Annotated in this window: 13 protein-coding genes and 1 pseudogene; 4 read left to right on the plus strand and 10 right to left on the minus strand. The window is 74.7% G+C overall.

Annotated features, from left to right (window positions below):
* Positions 1-102 precede the first annotated feature (102 nt).
* The 7 genes from fxsT to ACFWP3_RS38885 form a co-directional block, all read right to left on the minus strand.
* The gene (fxsT, locus tag ACFWP3_RS38855) at positions 103-3114 is read right to left on the minus strand and encodes an FxSxx-COOH system tetratricopeptide repeat protein (RefSeq protein WP_384230986.1); all 3012 of its coding nucleotides are present in this window, start codon (positions 3112-3114) and stop codon (positions 103-105) included.
* A 73-nt stretch (positions 3115-3187) separates the two neighbouring features.
* A complete protein-coding gene (locus ACFWP3_RS38860; protein ID WP_384230988.1) occupies positions 3188-4444 on the minus strand; it encodes an aKG-HExxH-type peptide beta-hydroxylase in 1257 nt (418 codons plus the stop codon).
* Complete coding sequence (locus ACFWP3_RS38865; RefSeq protein ID WP_384230991.1) at positions 4441-5688, minus strand: FxsB family cyclophane-forming radical SAM/SPASM peptide maturase; 1248 nt, start codon at positions 5686-5688, stop codon at positions 4441-4443. The genes ACFWP3_RS38860 and ACFWP3_RS38865 overlap by 4 nt, the downstream gene beginning before the upstream one ends.
* Positions 5689-6130: 442 nt before the next feature.
* Positions 6131-6331 (minus strand): FxSxx-COOH cyclophane-containing RiPP peptide, encoded by a 201-nt coding sequence (gene fxsA / locus ACFWP3_RS38870; protein WP_384230995.1) that lies wholly within the window; start codon positions 6329-6331, stop codon positions 6131-6133.
* A gap of 99 nt (positions 6332-6430) precedes the next feature.
* On the minus strand, positions 6431-9691 hold the full coding sequence (locus ACFWP3_RS38875; protein ID WP_384230998.1) for an SAV_2336 N-terminal domain-related protein: 3261 nt from the start codon (positions 9689-9691) through the stop codon (positions 6431-6433).
* 6 nt (positions 9692-9697) lie between these two features.
* Complete coding sequence (locus ACFWP3_RS38880) at positions 9698-10708, minus strand: AAA family ATPase (RefSeq protein ID WP_384231000.1); 1011 nt, start codon at positions 10706-10708, stop codon at positions 9698-9700.
* Between the two features lie 22 nt (positions 10709-10730).
* Positions 10731-12803 (minus strand): trypsin-like peptidase domain-containing protein, encoded by a 2073-nt coding sequence (locus ACFWP3_RS38885; protein WP_384231002.1) that lies wholly within the window; start codon positions 12801-12803, stop codon positions 10731-10733.
* A gap of 201 nt (positions 12804-13004) precedes the next feature.
* On the opposite strand from ACFWP3_RS38885, the gene ACFWP3_RS38890 reads away from it, so the two are divergent.
* A complete protein-coding gene (locus ACFWP3_RS38890) occupies positions 13005-14987 on the plus strand; it encodes a zinc ribbon domain-containing protein (RefSeq protein ID WP_384231005.1) in 1983 nt (660 codons plus the stop codon).
* 96 nt (positions 14988-15083) lie between these two features.
* The gene (locus ACFWP3_RS38895) at positions 15084-15272 is read left to right on the plus strand and encodes a DUF6104 family protein (RefSeq protein ID WP_030709801.1); all 189 of its coding nucleotides are present in this window, start codon (positions 15084-15086) and stop codon (positions 15270-15272) included.
* Positions 15273-15411: 139 nt separating this feature from the next.
* Here the strand turns inward: ACFWP3_RS38895 and sodN are convergent, their stop codons facing one another.
* Positions 15412-15807: a superoxide dismutase, Ni gene (gene sodN / locus ACFWP3_RS38900; RefSeq protein WP_136215065.1), complete on the minus strand. Its 396-nt coding sequence runs from the start codon at positions 15805-15807 to the stop codon at positions 15412-15414.
* A 172-nt stretch (positions 15808-15979) separates the two neighbouring features.
* On the opposite strand from sodN, the gene sodX reads away from it, so the two are divergent.
* Positions 15980-16402, plus strand: a complete 423-nt coding sequence (sodX, locus tag ACFWP3_RS38905; protein WP_384231007.1) for a nickel-type superoxide dismutase maturation protease — start codon at positions 15980-15982, stop codon at positions 16400-16402.
* Here sodX and ACFWP3_RS38910 read toward each other — a convergent pair.
* Positions 16306-16935, minus strand: coding sequence for a CGNR zinc finger domain-containing protein (locus ACFWP3_RS38910; protein ID WP_384231009.1), 630 nt, complete (start codon positions 16933-16935; stop codon positions 16306-16308). The two genes, sodX and ACFWP3_RS38910, sit on opposite strands and share 97 nt — an antisense overlap.
* A gap of 82 nt (positions 16936-17017) precedes the next feature.
* Here ACFWP3_RS38910 and ACFWP3_RS38915 point away from each other — a divergent pair, with 82 nt between their 5' ends.
* On the plus strand, positions 17018-17791 hold the full coding sequence (locus ACFWP3_RS38915; protein WP_384231012.1) for a class I SAM-dependent methyltransferase: 774 nt from the start codon (positions 17018-17020) through the stop codon (positions 17789-17791).
* Between the two features lie 94 nt (positions 17792-17885).
* Here the strand turns inward: ACFWP3_RS38915 and ACFWP3_RS38920 are convergent.
* Positions 17886-17984, minus strand: a pseudogene (locus ACFWP3_RS38920) (ectoine/hydroxyectoine ABC transporter ATP-binding protein EhuA); the annotation flags it as partial.

The following is a 17984-nucleotide window of genomic DNA, read 5'->3' on the forward strand; positions in this document are numbered from 1 at the left end:
CCCCACCCGCACCACCCCACAAGCCCGTTACCCCCGCACCACCACCCCACAAGCCCGTTACCCCCGCGCCCCGCCCCCGCCCCCGCCCCCGCCCCCCGCCCCCTACGGCTGTGGCTCGAAGTCCCAATACGGCCTTGTTTGTTGTTTCGCGGCGACCGTGTGGACGTGTTGGGGGCCCAGGGTGCGGGTGAGGCCCTTGATGCCCGCGTCCTCGTGTTTGCCCGCCTCCGTGTCCTCCCGGACCGACCGGAGGTCCGCCGCGAGGGCGATCTGGGCGCTCAGCGTCATCGGGTGGTCCGGGCCCAGGACCTGCTCGGCGGTGCGCAGCGTCTCCCGGCTCAGGGTCAGCGCGTCCTCCAGGTGCCCGGTGATGTTGCGGTGCCCGGTGGCGTTGAGGGCGCAGCCCAGCGTCCAGGGGTGCCGGTCGCCGAGCGCGTTGCGCATGCCGACGAGCGCCTGCTCCGCGAGGGACATGGCCTCCGCGCGTTCGCCCTGCGCGCGCAGGACGAGGCCGAGGTTGCCGACCGTGCCGATGCTGTACGGGTGGGCGAGGCCGAGCTGCGACTGGTAGCCGCGGACCACGTCCTCCGAGATCCGGCGGGCCTCGCCGATGTCCCCGTACTCCCGGAGGTAGGTGGCGTAGTCGGAGGCCACCATCAGCGTCCACGGGTAGTCGACGCCGAACACCCGCGTGGCCCGCTCCCAGACGGTCCGCAGCCGCAGCCCCGCGCCGGGGATGTCGCCCGAGCGGCGCAGGCACAGCCCGAGGTTGTGTTCGGCGCGCAGGGTTTGCGGGTGGCCCAGCCCCAGCACCTGGGTGTTGAGTTTGACGCCCTGCTCCTGCCGGGTCTGCGCCTCCCGGTAGCGGCCCATCAGCCGCAGCCCCATGGCGCAGGCGATGCCGGAGGAGAGGGTGGAGATGTGCTGGGGGCGCAGCACCCGCTCGCGGCGGCGCAGGGTGTCCAGGTCGAGGTCGTAGGCGTCCTGGTAGCGGCCCAGCAGCCGGTAGGTCGCGGCGAGGTTGTTCTGCGCGCCGAGGGTGGTGGAGTCGTCCTCGCCGAGCAGGTCGCGGTAGGTGCCCAGGCAGTACTCGAAGATCTCGCGGGCGGGCTCGAACTTGGCGATGCAGAGCAGCACTCCCCCGTACGCGCTGCCGGCGCGCAGGGTCTCCAGGTCGCGCTCGCCGCGTTCGGAGGTGAGCCGGTCGGCGACGGCCTTGGTGAGGGTCTCGGCCCGCCGGAACAGGCCGAGGTTGCGCAGGGCTCCGCCGTACTGGTAGCTGAGCTCGCGGACCTTGGGGTGGTCCTCGCCGAGCATCGTCCGCCAGGACAGGTCGGTCTCCTCGGACAGCCGCAGGCAGGTGCGGTACTCCCCGGCGAGGATCAGGTAGCGCAGGCACTGGAGCAGGAAGTTCTGGATGCGCGGGTTGCTGCTGGTGAGCACCCCGGAGGTGGTCAGGTGCGGGATGAGCTCGGCGTAGCGGGGCCACAGCCGCGAGTCGGAGGGGCGGCCGGGGTCGGCGGCGGCGAGGACCTGGCGGACGGCGCGGGCGAGCGGTTCGGCCTCGTCCTCGGAGAGGTTCTCGCGGACGATGCCGTGCACCATGCGGTGCAGCTGTACGGTCTCCAGCCCGCCGCCGCCCTCTTCCACGGGCAGGTCGGAGTACTCGAGGCGGACGACGGAGAACTGGACGAGCTTGTTGAGGGCGGCGTTCCAGCGGATCTGGTCGTTGATCAGCCCGGCGAGCTGTTCGGGCACGTCGTCGGCGGGGAACTCGCGCAGCAGCCGCAGCGGTACGGGGCCGGGGGCGAAGAAGACGAACAGCCGCAGCAGGGCGAGGGCGTCGGGGAAGTTCTCCCGTACGTTGTTGAGGAGTATGGCCAGGGCGGTCGGGAAGGGCAGCGGGTAGTCGTCGGAGACGGTGACGGCCTCGCGGGAGTCGAGCCGGCGCTGGAGCAGGGCCAGGTAGTCGCCGACGGTCAGCGGTGAGTCGGCGAGCCAGCCGGCGGTCTGGTCGAGGGCGAGCGGGTAGTCCTCGAGGGCCTCGGCGAGCTGGTCGGCCTCGTCGGCGGTGAGCCGCAGGGCGCGGCGGCGGATGAAGGTGATGGACTCGGGCCGTGCGTAGAGCGGGACTTCGACGAGGCTGGTGTGCCGGGAGGCCCATTCGCGGTTGCGGGAGGTGATGATGACGTCGCCCGATCCCGAGGGCAGCAGGTCGGTGAGGTCGTCGGGGTTGTCGCAGCCGTCGAAGACCATCAGCCAGCGGCCGTACGGGGATCCGCGCCGCAGCGCTTCCAGGACGGCCCGGATCTGCTCGCCGTAGCTGCCGGCGCCGCGCGGCAGGCCGAGGGCGGGGGCCAGGTCGGCGAGGCGTTCGCGCAGGGTGGGCCGGTCTTCGGCGGGGACCCACCAGACGATGTCGTACTCGGAGGCGAAGCGGTACGCGTACTCGGTGGCGACCTGGGTCTTGCCGACTCCGGAGAGCCCGAGCAGGGTGACGGTGGAGGCGCCGGCCGGTGCTTCGGTGAGCGCCGCGCGCAGGGTGCCGATGACGTCGTTGCGGCCGGTGAAGCGGGGGTTGCGGCGCGGGACCCGGCCCCAGATCTCGGGCGGGTCGTTGGGGAAGCGGGGTCCGCGGCGGCCGGTCTCGGTGCCGATGCGGTCGGTGGGCAGCTCCAGGCGGCGCAGTACGCGGTATTCGGCCTCGTACGCGTCCAGGCCCCACAGGTCGGTCTTCTCCAGTACGGCCACGGCGCTGGGCAGCGGTGCGTCGGTGAGGCAGACGGCCGCGAAGCGGTCGGGGTGGCGGTCGGTGACCGTGCGCAGGGCGGTGTTCCACGCCTCGTCCTGCATGTCGGTGTGGGTTCCGGCGGAAAAGTAGCGTTCGCTGAGGACCAGGAGGACCCGGCTGCCGGAGCGGGCGAGGTCGTCGAGGGCCTCGGCGAGGCCGGGGCTGTTCTGCGGGTCCCAGCGCTGGAGGGCGACCCGGTGGCCGTGTTCCTCCAGGCGGTGGGCGATCCACACGGCCCAGGGCCGGTTGAATCCGGCGAAGCTGATGACGAAGCGCTGCGGTCCAGCGGTGGAGCCCTGTTCCTGCCGACTACCGGTGGTCATGCGGCCGTCTCCCTGAAATCCGGGCAGTGGACGGGCTTGAAAGGTACCGCAGCACGGCCCCTGGCGAAGCCCCTCAAGCCCGTACGAACGGGGCGAGTTCGGGGTGGGCCTCGCACCAGGCGCGCCGCTCGCGGTCGACGGCACGGCGGGCGGTGGTGTGCTGGTCCCCGGGTGGCGGGAGCTCGTCCATGGCCCGCTCGGCGGCCGCCATGGCATCGGTGAACTCCCTGCCGGTCGTGGTGAGTTGTTCGTCGGCGCGCAGTACGGGCAGGACGGCGGCGACCTGGGCGCGGATGCGGGCGTGCTGGGCCCAGGCGCCCCGGGCCCCGTAGAGGGCGGCGCGCTGCCAGTACCCGGCCAGGGCCAGGTGGGCGTAGGCGCCGTGCAGGAGTCCCTCCAGCGGGCGGGGGTCGGCGCGCCAGGGGGCCCAGTAGCGGGGGGTGCGGTCGGCGGTGTGCAGGGTCAGGACGTCGGCGAGGGCGGTGAGCTTGCCGTGCTGGACCTCGTGCACGAGGGTCGCGGCCAGCGCGGGCGGGGCCTGTGCGCGGGCCAGTACGGATCCGGCGGCGGCGGGCAGGGTGGCGCCGGTGGAGCGGGAGCCGCCGGCCAGCGGTACGACCGAGCGCAGCAGGTGCACGGTCTCCTCGGCGCGGGCGGTGTCGTAGCGCTGGAGCAGGGTGAGCGCGCCGGTCCACTGGGTGTCCCAGCGCTTGTGCCCCTTGGGGGTGAGCCGGCGGGCGGGCCGGACGGGCGCCGGGCGGGCGGGGCCGGGTGCCCGGTAGGGGTCCAGGTCGTCGAGGGCGGTGCGGCCTCCGGGCAGGGTGTGCAGGGGCAGGGTGGCCGGGTCGTCGGGTTCCCAGGAGCATTCGGTGAGGGCGAGCGGGCCGGGGCGCTCGGGGCGCAGCAGTCCGAGGGTGGGCAGGAGGAGGCGGCCCTGCTGGGGCCGCAGGGTGTGGGTGAAGGCCATCCGGGCGCGCAGGGCGGCGGCGACGGCGAGGGCGCCGAGGTGGCCGAGGTCGGGCGGGGGCCCGTACGGGGCGTGCAGGCGGCGCAGGGTCTCCTCGGCCCAGACCCCGGTGGCGGGGTAGTGCAGGACGTCGCGGACGGCGTCGGGGGCGTGGCGTTCGGCCGCTTCGAGCAGGGCCCAGTGGTCGGCGGTCTCCCCGGCCCGGGCGCCGGGGGCGGCGTCGAGGACGGCGCGCAGCAGGAGCAGGCGCTTGGAGCGGCGTACGTCGCGGACCAGGCGGGTGCCCTCGGCGCAGGGCTCGGTGGAGGCGAGGGCGCGCAGGGTGCGGGAGGAGACGGTGAAGGGGGCGAGGGCGGCGGTCATGAGGCGACCGCCGGGGGGCGGGCCGCGCCCGCGACGGCCGCGGCGATGTGCCGGATCAGGACCTGGAGGTCGGCGCAGTACACGGACGGCTGCCGGAAGCCCTCGCCGGCCCGGTAGCGGTGCGGGTAGTGCCCGCCGCCGCACACCTCGACGAGTTCGCAGGTGCGGCAGCCGTCGGCGAGCGCGTCCCGTCCGAGCTGGCGGGCGGCGAAGCCGGGGTGGTCGAGGAGCTGGTCGAAGCTGTGGGTGCGCAGGGTCATGCCGGTGGTGGCGGCGCCCTCGTAGGCGGACTTCAGCGAGTCGGCCTGTTCGATGGAGCCGTCGGTCTCGATGACGGCGGTGGCGGCGGGTGCGAGGCCGAGGGTCTCGGTGGCGGCGGGCAGGCCGAGCAGCAGGGCGATGATCTCCTCGAAGACGCGGATCCGGGTGCGTCGCAGCCCGTCGTGCCACCAGCGTTCGAAGACGGCGAGGAGCCAGTCGGCGTACGGGGTCCCGCCGGGGCGGTGGCCGGGCGGCGGGGTGCTCCAGTTGGCGAGGGGCAGCAGCAGTCCGACGCTGGGCGGGGCGAAGGAGAGCAGGGACTCGTAGGTCTCGACCGGGTCGTGGTCGAGGTCGATGACGCAGAGCACCCCGGCGTAGCTGTCCGGATGCCGTGCCAGCAGCCGCAGGCCGCGGGCGGCGGCGCCGAAGCCGGGGCGTCCGGCGTGGTCCACGCGGCGGGTGTTGTGTGCGGGGAGCCCGCCGTCGAGGCTGACGCCGACGCGGATCCCGGCGGCGGCCAGTGCGGCGAGGCGGCCGCGGGTCAGCAGGGTGCCGTTGGTCTGGACGGTGGCGGTGACCCGGGTGCGCGGGGAGGCCGCGGCGACGGCGGCCCGTACCGCGTCGACGGGTACGGCCAGTCCGGCGGGCGCGGTGAGCAGCGGTTCCCCGCCGTGCAGGACCAGGTCGACGCGGGGCAGGTCGTGGGCGGCGGCGTGCTCGGCGATCCGGCGGGCGGCGCGGTCGGTGGTGGCGGGGTCCATGGTGGCGGGCTGGGCGCGCCAGCCCTGGTCGGCCATCTCGTAGACGTAGCAGTAGGTGCAGGCGAGGTTGCAGCGGCTGCGCGTCTTGAGCACGAACTGCCGTACGGGGTGGGGCCGGTGTCCGGCGGCGCGCAGGGCGGGCACGTCGAGCCGGGTGTAGGGCCAGGGCGCGTGGGCGCGGTGCGCGGGCGGCCCGGCCGCGCTCGTGTGGGTGTGCCTCATCGCTGTACCTCCCGCCCCCGCCCCCGGACACCGCGGGAAGGTGCCCCGCGGACGGTGCATCCCTGCCCTTCGTTCGGCCTCGGCTAACGGCGGAAAGTGGTCAAGTGGGCTGCGGCCCGGGTGACTCGGGAGGTTCGGGAGGTTCGCACGGTGACGGCGGTTCGAACGGCCGCGGCGGTCCGGGCGGTCCGGGCGGCGACGGAGGCCTTGTCCGCTCCGCCGGCCCCTCCCGTTCCGCCGGCCCCTCCCGCTCCGCCGGCCCCGTCCGCTCCGCCGGTCCCGTCCGCTCCGCCGGTCCCGTCGGCGCCACCGGTCCTGTCGGCGCCACCGGTCCTGTCGGCGCCACCGGTCCCTGCCGCTCCGCCGGCCCCGCCGCTCCCGCCGGCGCCACCGGTCCCTGCCGCTCCGCCGGCCCCGCCGCTCCCGCCGGCGGCGCGTCCGGTCAGTCGACGCCTGAGTCGAAGGCGTTCAGGATCTCGGCCGGGTGCGTCACCCGCTCGACCATGCCCTCGATCACCTGGGCCAGCACGGGATGGTCGATCCCGCGCAGCGCGGCGAGATCCAGTCCGGAGAGGTCCGGCAGCCGTGCGGGGCACTTGTGGGCCTGGGCCACCACCGCCAGGTCCTGATCCTTCGTCACCATGGGCCGCCCGTCCCCCTGTTGCGTCGCACGTTCGATGGTCCACTGCCCTTTCCCCTCCCCCGGCGCCCGGAAACGGCAGCGCCGGGGGCGCAGAGCCGCTCAGAGGCCCGCCTCCAGGGCCCTGATCCGCTCGGCGAGCGCCGCGGACCGCCCCGGCTCACCCGGGTCCAGCCGCGCCCACAGCTCCAGCGCCGAGCGGTAGGCGTCCAGGGCCGCCCGGGGCCGGGCCAGCCGCTCCAGCACCTCCCCGCGCAGCTCCTGTACGCGGGCCGCCAGCTGCACGGCCAGATCCCCGCGCTCCTCGCGGTCGGCCTCCAGGGCGGCCCGCCAGGCCCGCCGGTAGGAGTCCGCCGCCCGGTCGAGGCGGTCCGCGGCCCGGGTGTGGCCGTGGATCTCCAGCTGGACGTCCGCGTGGTCCCGCCAGGCCCCGGCCCGCTCCAGCGGGCTGCGGCTCTGCCGGACGGCGAGCTCCAGCAGGTACTCCGCCTCCCGCAGGTCCACCGGGTCCCCTTCGTAGGCGTGCCGCAGCCGCAGCCCGGCGGCCAGCCGCAGCAGCCGGTGCGCGGCCCCCGGGTCGGACTGCGGCACCGCCGCCCGGCTCTCGCGCAGCACGCGTACGGCGGCCCCGGTGAACTCCCGCCCGTCGGCGGCCCGGGCCCGCTCCAGCAGTACGTCGCCCCACTCGGGCAGCAGCTCCCCGAAGGCCTCCGCGTCCCGGGGGATGAGCCGCCGGGCCCGGCCGTAGGCCTGGGCGGCGTCCTCCAGCGCCACCGGGTCGGCGTCCCGCTCGTACCGGGCCCGGTGCACGCGGGCCAGGCACACCAGGGCGGCCACCCGCAGGTCGGGATCCCCGCCCGCCTCCTCGACGGCCTGCCGCAGCTCGCCGGCCGCCTCCTCGAGCCGCCCGGGCAGGTACCGCAGCGCCCCGGCCAGCTCGACCCGGGTCCGGGCCCGCGTCTCGCGCCCCTCGGCGTCGTCCTCGGCCGGGCCGCCCGCGGCCAGCCGGGCCGCGGCCTGTCCGGCCAGGGCGGTGCGCTCGGCCGGGTCGGGGGTGTGGGGCAGCAGGGCCAGCAGGACGCGGCCCAGGGCCCGTTGCAGCTCGGGGTGGGCCGCCCCGCCGCCGCCGACGGGCTCCAGTGCGGCCCGTGCCTCGCGCAGCGCGCCCGGGTCCTCGCGCAGCGCGCTCAGCCGGATCAGGGTCTCGGCGCGGCGCACCGCGCAGTCCCGCCGCAGTACGGGATCGGCGGAGGCGGCGGCCGCCTCGGCGAACTCCCGGTCCGCGGCGGCCAGCAGGTCCGCCCGGGGTTCGCCGGCCAGCGCCCGCTCGTACAGCACCCGGCCGTGCACGGCCCGGGCCGGGGCCGTGGCCAGGCCGGTGACGGTCCGCTCGGCCTCGGTGAGGAGCTCGGGGTCCCGCTGCACCGCCCACAGCCGCAGCAGGGCTTCGGCCAGTTCGGTCTCGGCCTCCTCCGGCGGGTCGCCGGGCCCCGCGGGGGCGGTGACGGCCCGGCGCAGGACGGCCACGGCCTCGTAGAGCGCCCGGGCGTCGCCGTCGGCGTCGCCGGTCCCGTCCCGGTCCGCGTCGGCGAGCCGCTCCCGTGCGGCGCGTACCGCCGCGGCTCTCGCGGGCGGCGGCGGGGGCGCGGCGGGCGCGCGCACCGGCGGGCCCTCCTCCGGCATGCCGGGCAGGTAGCGGCGTACGACCTTGGCCGAGACCTGCGCGAAGGCCTGCGGGAGCCGCCCGGCGGAAACCCGCTCGGCGTCCCCCGGCACCAGCCCCGTACCGTCAGCCGCACCCGCGCCCGCACCCGCGTCCGGCCCCGGACCGGGACCCGGACCCGGCCCGACGTCGGCCGTCTCGGGCGGTGCTCCGGTGAGCTGCGAGACGGCGAGCGCGGGGAAGTTGCGCACGCCCCGCCCGAAGTGGGCCAGGACGTACTCCGAGCAGTGCTTCAGCACCAGAGCGGCCTCGTCCCGCCCCAGCGGCCCCAGCAGCACGTCCTGCACCCCGGGGGCGAACTCGTACCACTGCCCCGGGGTGTCCGCGCTGCGCCGCAGCAGGCCGCTCAGCAGGACCTCGGCCAGGTCCGAGGGTTCGGAGTCGGGCAGCATCGTGCGCTGTACGAGCCGCATGACAGGCAGGGTCAGCGGGGCCGCCGACAGGTACACGGCCAGCTGTACGGCCCGGGGCGCGGCCGAGGACCGGAACCGGGCCACCAGTTCGCGCGGCGGCCGTACGGCGCGGGGCGGTGGCAGGGGCGCAGCCGGATGGGCGGCCAGCACCCGGCCCACCTCGGCCGGTACCGGGCCGGTGCCGAGCCCGGCGACGAGCCGGGCCCACGCGCCGAGGGCGATGGCGCTGGGCGGCAGGACGGGCACGGTCAGCCCGCCCGTGGGCCGCCCGGGCAGCGGCGGCCGGTCCGACCGGAATTTCAGCTTCCGGCCGCTGGCCTCGATCCGCGACAGCGTGCCGCGCTCGGTCGGCAGCCAGCTGCGGCCCCACAGCCGCTGGGGCAGCGGCTGGACGACCACGCACGGGGTGCACTCGGCCCACCGGTGCAGCAGCCGCTGCGCCGAGCCCTCGCGCCACAGCGGTCCGGCGCAGTCGGAGACCACCATGGTCAGCGCCCGGCCGGTGGGGTCGCGCAGCTGGTCCCCCGAGCGCAGCCCGGCGCCGGGCACGGGACCGCGCCCGAGCGCCGCCGTGCCGTCGGGCAGCCGGTGCAGGTAGTGCACCTGGACGTCGCGGAAGGCGCCCAGCCGCTCGCAGACGGAGCGCAGTTCCTCGAACATGTCGTGCCACACCGCCATCGACGGCGACGCGTCCATCACCAGCCGTACGGTCGCCTCGCGCCGGCTCTCCGGCCTGAGCACCGGGATGACCAGCCCGAGGGCCCGGGCACTGGCCTCGGCGGTGGCCGGTTCGTCGAGCACGGTCCGGGCGGGCGGGGCGGGCGGGCGGTGCCGCTGGAGGGCGCGCAGTGCCCGCTGGATCTCCAGGATGCGGGGCAGCGCGGCCGCCGCGGGCACCCGTACGGGCACCCCGCGCTCGCCGGGCGGCTCCCCGGTGGGCTCGGCCTCCGCCTCGCCCGCGCGGCGCGGCCCGGGGGCGTAGAGCCTGACCGGATCCTCAGGCTCCGGCTCCACCGGCCCGGGCTCCTCGGGCGGGCTGTCCGGATCCTCGGCTTCCGGCTCCGGTACGGGCACCTCCGCACCCGGCGCGGCGGCCGGCCCGGGCCGGCCCATCCGCGCGGCCAGCCACAGCGCGTCGGCGAGCTCCTCGGCGGACGGATCGAGCCCGGCGCCGCGCAGCAGCACGGCCAGTTCACGGATGCCGGGCGGTCCGGCGGGCGGCGGCACGGCCCGTCACCTCGGGCGGTCGAGGCGCTGGATGAGCAGGTCCGCGAGGTCCTCCCGGGTGGGCGGGGCGGCGTAGTGCGTCAGGTAGACCGCGTTGAGCAGCTGGTCGGCGGCGACCAGCTCGGACTGCGAGCGGCTGAGGAACTCCCGGATCAGGTCGGCCCCCAACTGGGCGGCCTCCTCGCCCAGATGGGCCCGGACCATGGTGGCGAGCCGTTTCTCACCGGGCTGCCCGAGCTTGAGCTGGATGCAGCGCCGCAGCAGCGCGGCGGGGAAGTCCCGCTCCCCGTTGCTGGTCAGGATGATGAAGGGGAAGGCCCGGCAGCGCACCCGGCCGCCCCGCACGGTCACCTTCGCCCCGTCGTCGGTGAGCACCTGCACCTCGGGCTCGGTGTCGGCCACGCGCTCCAGCTCGGGGAGGGCGAACTCGCCCTCCTCCAGCACGTTCAGCAGGTCGTTCGGCAGGTCGATGTCGCTCTTGTCGAGCTCGTCGATCAGCAGCACCCGGGGCCGCGCGGTGGGCAGCAGCGCGGTGCCCAGCGGCCCGAGCCGGATGTACTTGCCGATGCCGGGCGCCCCGCCCGGCGCCCCGCCGCTCGCCGCGAGCTGTACGTCCTGGAGCCGGGCCAGGGCGTCGTAGCGGTACAGCCCGTCCTGGAGCACGCTGCGCGACACCACCGGCCAGCGCAGCACCCGGCCCAGCTTCAGCTCGTGGGCCACGGCGTGCGCGAGGGTGGACTTGCCGGTGCCCGGGAAGCCCGTCACCAGCAGCGGCCGCCTCAGGTACAGCGCGGCGTTGACGGCCTCCAGCTCCTCCGGCTCCGGCCGGTGCAGCTCGGCGGCCTGCCGGTGGGCCCCGAGCCGCCGGGCGACGTTGCCGTCCGCCACCGAGGCCGGTCCGCCCGCCTCCCCCACGGGCCCGCCGTCGAAGTCCCGCCACGGCGGCGGATCGGGCAGGGCCTCGATCCCGTCGTGGGGCTCGCCGACCCCGCGGTATATGAGCCATTCGTCGTTCATGGGTGCTGCTCCCTCCTGCCGGTCACAGGTCGCCCTGGAGCGGCTCGTCCTCGGGCAGGGCGCGTGCGGGGTCGTTCCATACGAGGGCCGCCCCCGCGGACCAGTACGCGTCCGGATCGGCCCCGTACGCCCGCCCCCGCAGCGCCTGCAGCCGCAGCGGCAGCACCTCGGCCCGCCCGGCGTCGGCCAGTTCCTCCCGCAGACCGCGGTGGAAGGGGGCGCACGACACCCCCGGGTCGGCCGGGGGCCGCCGGCACACCACCACCCCGTACCCGGCGTCCCCCACCGCGTGCAGCGAGCCCAGCGTGGGCTCCTCCGCCGCCGCCCGGCAGTGCACCGGCACGGTGTTGTCCGGCAGTCCCGACAGCCAGGCCGCGGACGGGCTGCGCGGCCGGCCCCGTACGCAGTCGGCCCGTTCGTCCAGCAGCGGTCCGGCCTGGGCCCGCGCCCACCGGGCGGCCGCCGCGGGTCCCGGGTTCCCGGCCGGGTACCGGAACACCACCGGCCGCTGGACCCCCACCGGCACCCTGCCCACCAGCACCCACTCGTCCACCGCGAGCCCGAACAGCTCGGGGGCGACGGCCACTTCGAGGGGGGCCGCCGCCTCGTGGGTGTCGCAGCGCCGGAAGGCCTCGGCGAGCGGGGCCCGTAACGCCTCCGGCAGGCCCGCCTCGCTGGCCCGTACCCCGGAGTCCACCGGTGTCACCCGCCCGGGATGCTCCGGGCCCGCCAGGACCGAGACCCGCCAGTCGTACACGTCCTCCCAGCCGTGCGCCCACACCTCCAGCAGCACCGAAGCCCCGGGCGGCAGCCCGCCGGACGGCCGGACCGGACCGCGCACCGCCCGCCCGGCCGAGGCACGCCGGCGCGCCTCCCGCTCGGCCAGGCCCCGCTCGTGCCGCTCTCCGAGCTCCCGGCGCAGCGGGCGCCACAGCCGCTCGGCGGTGGCCCGCACCCAGTCCCACAACTCCTCGTCCGCGCCCGGGGTCGGCGGCTCGCGGTAGTCGGCCACGCTCACGTCCGTCGCGTACCGGAGCATGGCCGCGGCCTCCCCCGCGCCGCCCGGCGGGTCGTGCAGCAGCCCGAGGCCGTCGCGCCAGCTGAGCGGGGCGAGCGGATGCGGCTCCGGCTCCTCCCCGCGCGCCGCCTCCACCAGCGCCCGTACGACCTCCGAGGAGCCGGGCGGGGGCAGTTCGGCGAGCAGCCCGCACAGGGTGGTGCGCTCGCCGGGGGTGAGCCGGCCGCGCCCGCCGTACGGGTCGCCTTCCCCGGCCGGGAGTTCGCCGTGCACGTCGGTCCAGGTCCGGCGGCTGTTGAGGTCGCTGAGGTGCTGGTCGTAGTGGTGCAGGTCGTGGGCCTGCATGACCCGGCGGTAGAGCCCGGTCTGGCCGCGCAGGGGCATCGGCAGGGTGCGCAGCTGCACGACGGAGACGGCCAGCCCGCCGCCCCCGGTGTGCCGCCGGGCCTTGACCACGCCGACGACCTCGCCGCGGGCCAGGTCCACCACCGGCCCGCCGGACATGCCGGGCTCGATCTCGTCGTCGTCGCCGAGCCGGATGGCCGCGCCGTGGCCCGCGCTGCCGCGCAGCCGGGTGGTGCGGCCGGTGATCTCGGGCGTGCCGAGATCCTCGGTGCAGCCGAAGTACGCGACCTCGTCGAAGCGGGGTCTGGACCGGTCGGTCAGCCAGACGCAGGCGTGCGAGACAGGGGCCAGGACGCGGATCAGGGCGAGGTCGGGCAGGTCCCACAGGGCCCGCCGGGCCGGCCGCCGCTCCTCCAGCCGCTCGGGCAGTACGCACTCCACGCGCCCGGTGACCGTACCGGTGGCGCCGTTGCCGGTGACGTTGACCCCTGAGGAGAAGGTGATGCCGACCTCGCGCCCCGTCAGACGCACCGCAGCACCCCCTTCCCCCACCACGTGCGCGCACGTCAGGACCCAGCCGGGGGCGATGAAGAAACCGCTGCCCCAGGTGGGTCCGGTCCCAGCCGTTCCATACCCGCCCTGCGGGGCGTGGACGCGTACGGTCGCCGCCTGGACGAGGGGCTCCAGAAGCTCGAAGGCGCGCGCGGAGCCGACCGTGCGCCCTTCCGTCATGCGCGCCCCCCAGCTCGTGAGGCGTCCAGGCTCGCACAGTTCCTCGAGCGTCCGTAGTGACTGTGTCGCGTTCTCGCCATGCTTCTCGCCACGCACAAGTCCCATACATGGGTTCGTGGGTCGAATAGGTGACCTTTCATGCCGGGATTCGTTGATCGGATGACAGCACCGGCGGGCAGGGGGGTGAAGATGAGTCGGAAATTGCAGCTGACCGCAGGCGAGACCGCCCGGACGGCCAGTGCCCGTGGCTCGTTGGGCACGGCTGTGGATGAGGCGAGCGGCGAGAGGGTGACCGTCCCCGTACTGGCACAACGTGTCGGCTGGTGTGCCGCCCTCACGTCCGCGATGACTGCCGAGCTCCTGGCCGCACACTGGAACGCGGACGATGTGGACGCCCTTGCGTCGGGTACGGACGGCGGGGGCAGGCGATTGCCGCCGAACGCATGGATGGCGCTACGCCGCCTGGGTTGGAACGTCGCACCACCCGAAGGTATTCGGGTCAATGACCGGATCGTTCGCATGGCGCAGGAGCAGGCGGGGCGCACCCTGCGGTCGGCCATGTGGCGCACCGCCCTCATCGCCGCGGTGATCCGGACCTGGCCTGCCGACCCCGCCAAACGCAGCACTCAGGAGTGGGATGCCGTGCGCTCAGCGGCGCCGGTAGGGCAGCACCTGCCCTCGAGCGTCATCACTTCCCGCACCCGACAGGTCGCCGAGTTCATCCGCAGGCACGACCGACTGCCCGCCGATGCGTTCGAGTTGGAGGGTGCGCCCATAGCAGCACGGATACTGCTGCTCTCAGCGTGTGATGGGCAGCAAGCCACCTTCGACCGGACGGACGAGCCGGGCCGTGCGCTGTTGCGCCTACAGCTCCCCACCCGGCCCGACCCTCGGTCATACCGGGAGTGGACCTGGGTGTCCTGCCCGATCAAGCTGCCCCCGACGATCCCCGCGAACGCCGTGCTCCACCTGCCCACCCTCCGCCAGGAGCAGGGACGCGTCCGCGCCGATCTCGCCTACACCCACTCCGTGCCGAAGGCGGCCCGTAGCGGTCACAGAGTCGCCCTCGGCGTGGACTGGGGGCTCAACACTCTGCTCAGCGCGGGCGCGGCACGACTCCATGGTGACGGGCGGATCACCGCCCTCGGATCCGGAGGCCTGTTCCGGACGGCCGGCGTCATTGCCAAACAGCACCGGCTGCGCCGGCAGGGCGAGCGTCTACAAGCCAAAGCAGATCAGTACCAGCGGTTGGCCTCCGGCGCGGATCAGCACCCTCTTGCCGCCAAGCACGCCGCTCTGCGCGAGGAGAGCGACCGGGTCAGCGCACGCCGTTCTCACCTCAACCAGGCACTGGCACGGGCGGCGGCCAGGTGGGCGGTCGACCAGGCCATCGCCGCCGGGGCCAGCGTCATCTACGTCGAAGACCTCCGCTCCCTGGAAACCCGCGGCATGGGCCGCACCATCAACACCCGCCTCTCCCAGCAGGTACGCGGCCAGATCGTGGAGCTCATGCGGCATCTGGCCGCCGAGACGGGAACCTCCGTTGTCACCGTCCCTCCACGCAACACCTCCAAGCACTGCCCGCAATGCCTCACTCCTCTACGGCACCGCAAAGCCCCCGACCTGCCCACCACACCGGGCTGGAAATGGGCCATCTGCCCGAATCTCGGCTGCGGCTGGCAGGGAGACCGCGACCAGGGCGCCTGGAAACGGATCGCGTCACGGGGGCTCACCCATCAAACGAAGACGGTCACCGACCGCACTACGGGAGCCATGGCCATTCGCACGGTCGTGGACACATGCGAAGCGGCTGCGGTCATGACACCCACCGCACCGAAAACCAGCCGACGGGACCGGTCCAAGACCGACTCGACACGGCGACGAACAGCCCGCCCCGCGCCCAGGCGACGCAGGGCACCCTCCTCCACCGGACCGAAAGGCCCGGCGGAAAAGCGTCCGGAGGGACACGCTCACACGGACCGGATCCGGCTGCCTCGCGCAGCTCACCGGTACCAGGACGTGACGACGATCAGCACACCCACCACCGGCCGACGACACAGGCCACGAGGAGCAGCGCTGGGCGCGGGATTCCACCTCCACGCCCACGCCACCACTCCACGGTGGAGAATCCCTCGCCAGACACTGCGCCAGGCATGGGATCACTCAGCTGATCAGCGACGCTAGCGCCGGGTGCTCCGCCGGCGGGAGGTGTTGCCGGGTCGCGGATTATCCTGGCGGGAAACACCCCCTGCACATCCTCATCACGGCACGGAGCCCGACTTGTACTTCACCGATCGCGGCATCGAGGAGCTGGAGAAGCGGCGCGGCGAGGAGGAGGTCACCTTCGAGTGGCTCGCCGAGCAGCTGCGCACCTTCGTCGACCTGAACCCGGACTTCGAGGTCCCGGTGGAACGCCTGGCCACCTGGCTGGCCCGCCTGGACGACGAGGACGACGACGCCGACGAGTGACCGGCGTGCGCCGCGGACGGCGTACCTGTGGGAACGGACGAACGGACGGGAACGGCCCGGCTGCCGGTGGGCAGTCGGGCCGTTCTCGTACGTCGTCGCCCGCCGGGTACGGCGCGGGCGGGGGGGGCCGGGCGCCGGATCAGGCGGCCTTGGTCTCCCAGAAGATGCGGTCGATCTCGGCGATGAGCTCGAGGGCCTTCTGGCCCGTCGCCGGGTCGTTGGACGCCTTGGCGGCCGAGAGGGCCTTCAGGGTGTCGTTGACCAGGGTGTGCAGCTGCGGGTACTTCTCGAAGTGCGGGGGCTTGAAGTAGTCGCTCCACAGCACCGAGACGTGGTGCTTGGCCAGCTCGGCGCGCTGCTCCTTGATGGTGATGGCGCGCGCACGGAAGTCGGCGTCGTCGTTGGCCTGGTACTTCTCCTGCACGGCCTTGACGGACTCGGCCTCGATGCGGGCCTGGGCAGGGTCGTACACGCCGCACGGCAGGTCGCAGTGGGCGGAGACCTTCGCCTTGGGGGCGAAGAGGCGGGAAAGCATGGAGTGTGTCCTCCTCGTGATCGTCTTCTCAAGGGGGAGGTTACTCGCTCGGAATCGCGTTTTCTCGGCCGCCCCCATGGGGTTGGGACAAAAGTCCAGCCGCGTGTGCGCACCGGTGAGCGAATGTACGGAGCCGTACGGCAGCATGCGGGGGGTGACGAGGAGGTCGGGCATGACGCAGAGCGGGCACCCGCGCAAGCGGTTCGAGGTGGTCGAAGTGGCGGGGCCGTCGATGGTCCCGACGCTGCTCCACGGGGACCGGCTGCTGGTCCGCTACGGGGCGGCGGTCCGTCCGGGTGACGTGGTGGTGCTGCGCCACCCCTTCCAGCAGGACCTGCTGGTGGTCAAGCGGGCGGTGGAGCGGCGGCCGGGCGGCTCCTGGTGGGTGCTCGGCGACAACCCGTACAACGAGACCGGCGACAGCACCGTCTTCGGGCCGGTGCCCGGCGACCTGGTGCTGGCGACGGCGGTCCTGCGCTTCCGGCCGCGCGAGGACGGTCAGCGGTCGCTGAGGGCGCGGGTGTCGTGGGCGGCCTCGGCGCTGCGCCCGCTCCGGGCGGACGCCTCGGCCTCCAGCCGCTTGCGGGCGCGGTAGGCCGCCACGTTCGCCCGGGTGGCGCAGCGGTCGGAGCAGTAGCGCCGGGAGCGGTTGGTCGAGGTGTCGAGGTAGGCGTTGCGGCAGGGCGCGGCCTGGCACAGGCCGAGCCGGTCGGGGCCGTGCGCGGTGAGGTGGAAGGCGAGCCCGAAGGAGGCCATGGCGGCGTAGCCGGCGGAGGCGTTCGAGGGGTGCTCGGCGAGGTGGATGTGCCAGTCGGGGGCGCCGTCCTCGCCGAGGGTCTCGTGGCCGGAGACCTGGGGGCTGACGGGGAACTCCATGAGCAGCGAGTTCAGGAGGTCGACGGCGAGGACGTGGTCGCCTCCGTCGGCCGCCTCGAAGACGGAGCGCAGCCGGCCGCGGACGTTGCGGAAGCGGGTGACGTCGGTTTCGGTGACCCGGCGGGCCATCTGCACGCTGGCGCCGAACAGGGCGCGGACGGCGTCGACCGAGGTCAGCGAGTCCTTGTTGCGGGCCGGCTCCTCGGTGTTGACCAGGCGCACGGCGAAGTCCGAGTAATGGGCCAGTTCCACTTGTAGTCCTTACGGCTGCGGATTAGTGTCTCCGGTAACGGCTGAGACGTATTCGAGGGTATTACGTATGGAGGGGTTCGCGATGGCGGATACGACAGGGACGACCGGTACCGGCGCCTACTGGCAGGGGTGGCAGGACAGCTGGGACCGCCAGCAGGAGTGGTACATGCCCGACCGCGAGGAGCGGTTCCGGGTGATGCTGGACATGGTCGAGGCCCTGGCCGGCCCCGCCCCCCGGGTGCTGGATCTCGCGTGCGGTACGGGAAGTATTACGGACCGCGTGCTCAAGCGGTTCCCGGAGGCCACCAGCACGGGGGTCGACCTCGACCCGGCGCTGCTGGCCATCGCCCGGGGCCACTTCGAGGGCGACGACCGGGTCACGTTCGTGACCGCCGACCTCAAGGACCCCGAGTGGCGGGCTGCCCTCCCGCACGGCACGTTCGACGCGGTGCTGACGGCGACGGCCCTGCACTGGCTGCACAGCAAGGACCTGGCCGTGCTGTACGGGCAGCTGGCGCCGCTGGTGCGGCCGGGCGGGGTGTTCATGAACGCCGACCACATGCCCGATCCGGCCACCCCGGGCATCAACGCCGCCGAGCGCGCCCACCGGCACGCCGGGATGGACCGCGCCAAGGAGTCCGGGGTGCCCGACTGGCGCGAGTGGTGGGCCCTGGCCGCCGCGGATCCGGTACTGGCCGAGGCCGTGGCGCAGCGCTTCGAGATCTACGGGGAGCACGCCGACGGCGACACCCCCTCCGAGGCCTGGCACGCCCGCACCCTGCTCGAGGCCGGGTTCGCGGAGGCCCGTACGGTCTGGCGCTCGCCCTCGGACGCGCTGGTCCTGGGCCTGAAGTGACGCGCTGGTCCTGGGCCTGAAGCAGGGACCGGGGACGGCGGAGGGGCGGTACGGGATTCCCGTACCGCCCCTCCTTCGCACGTCCGGCCCGGTGTCAGAGCACCTTGGACAGGAATGCCTTGGTGCGGTCGTGCTGGGGGTTGCCGAGTACGTCGCGGGGGTGGCCGGACTCGACGACGACGCCGCCGTCCAT

Source organism: Streptomyces sp. NPDC058525 (assembly GCF_042719495.1).
Taxonomy (GTDB): Bacteria; Actinomycetota; Actinomycetes; order Streptomycetales; family Streptomycetaceae; genus Streptomyces.

Coding starts and splice junctions, on each gene's coding strand:
- fxsT (WP_384230986.1), bottom strand. CDS start 3,114: ATGACCACCGGTAGTCGGCAGGAACAGGGCTCCACCGCTGGACCGCAG.
- ACFWP3_RS38860 (WP_384230988.1), bottom strand. CDS start 4,444: ATGACCGCCGCCCTCGCCCCCTTCACCGTCTCCTCCCGCACCCTGCGC.
- ACFWP3_RS38865 (WP_384230991.1), bottom strand. CDS start 5,688: ATGAGGCACACCCACACGAGCGCGGCCGGGCCGCCCGCGCACCGCGCC.
- fxsA (WP_384230995.1), bottom strand. CDS start 6,331: ATGGTGACGAAGGATCAGGACCTGGCGGTGGTGGCCCAGGCCCACAAG.
- ACFWP3_RS38880 (WP_384231000.1), bottom strand. CDS start 10,708: ATGAACGACGAATGGCTCATATACCGCGGGGTCGGCGAGCCCCACGAC.
- ACFWP3_RS38885 (WP_384231002.1), bottom strand. CDS start 12,803: ATGACGGAAGGGCGCACGGTCGGCTCCGCGCGCGCCTTCGAGCTTCTG.
- sodN (WP_136215065.1), bottom strand. CDS start 15,807: ATGCTTTCCCGCCTCTTCGCCCCCAAGGCGAAGGTCTCCGCCCACTGC.
- sodX (WP_384231007.1), top strand. CDS start 15,980: ATGACGCAGAGCGGGCACCCGCGCAAGCGGTTCGAGGTGGTCGAAGTG.
- ACFWP3_RS38915 (WP_384231012.1), top strand. CDS start 17,018: ATGGCGGATACGACAGGGACGACCGGTACCGGCGCCTACTGGCAGGGG.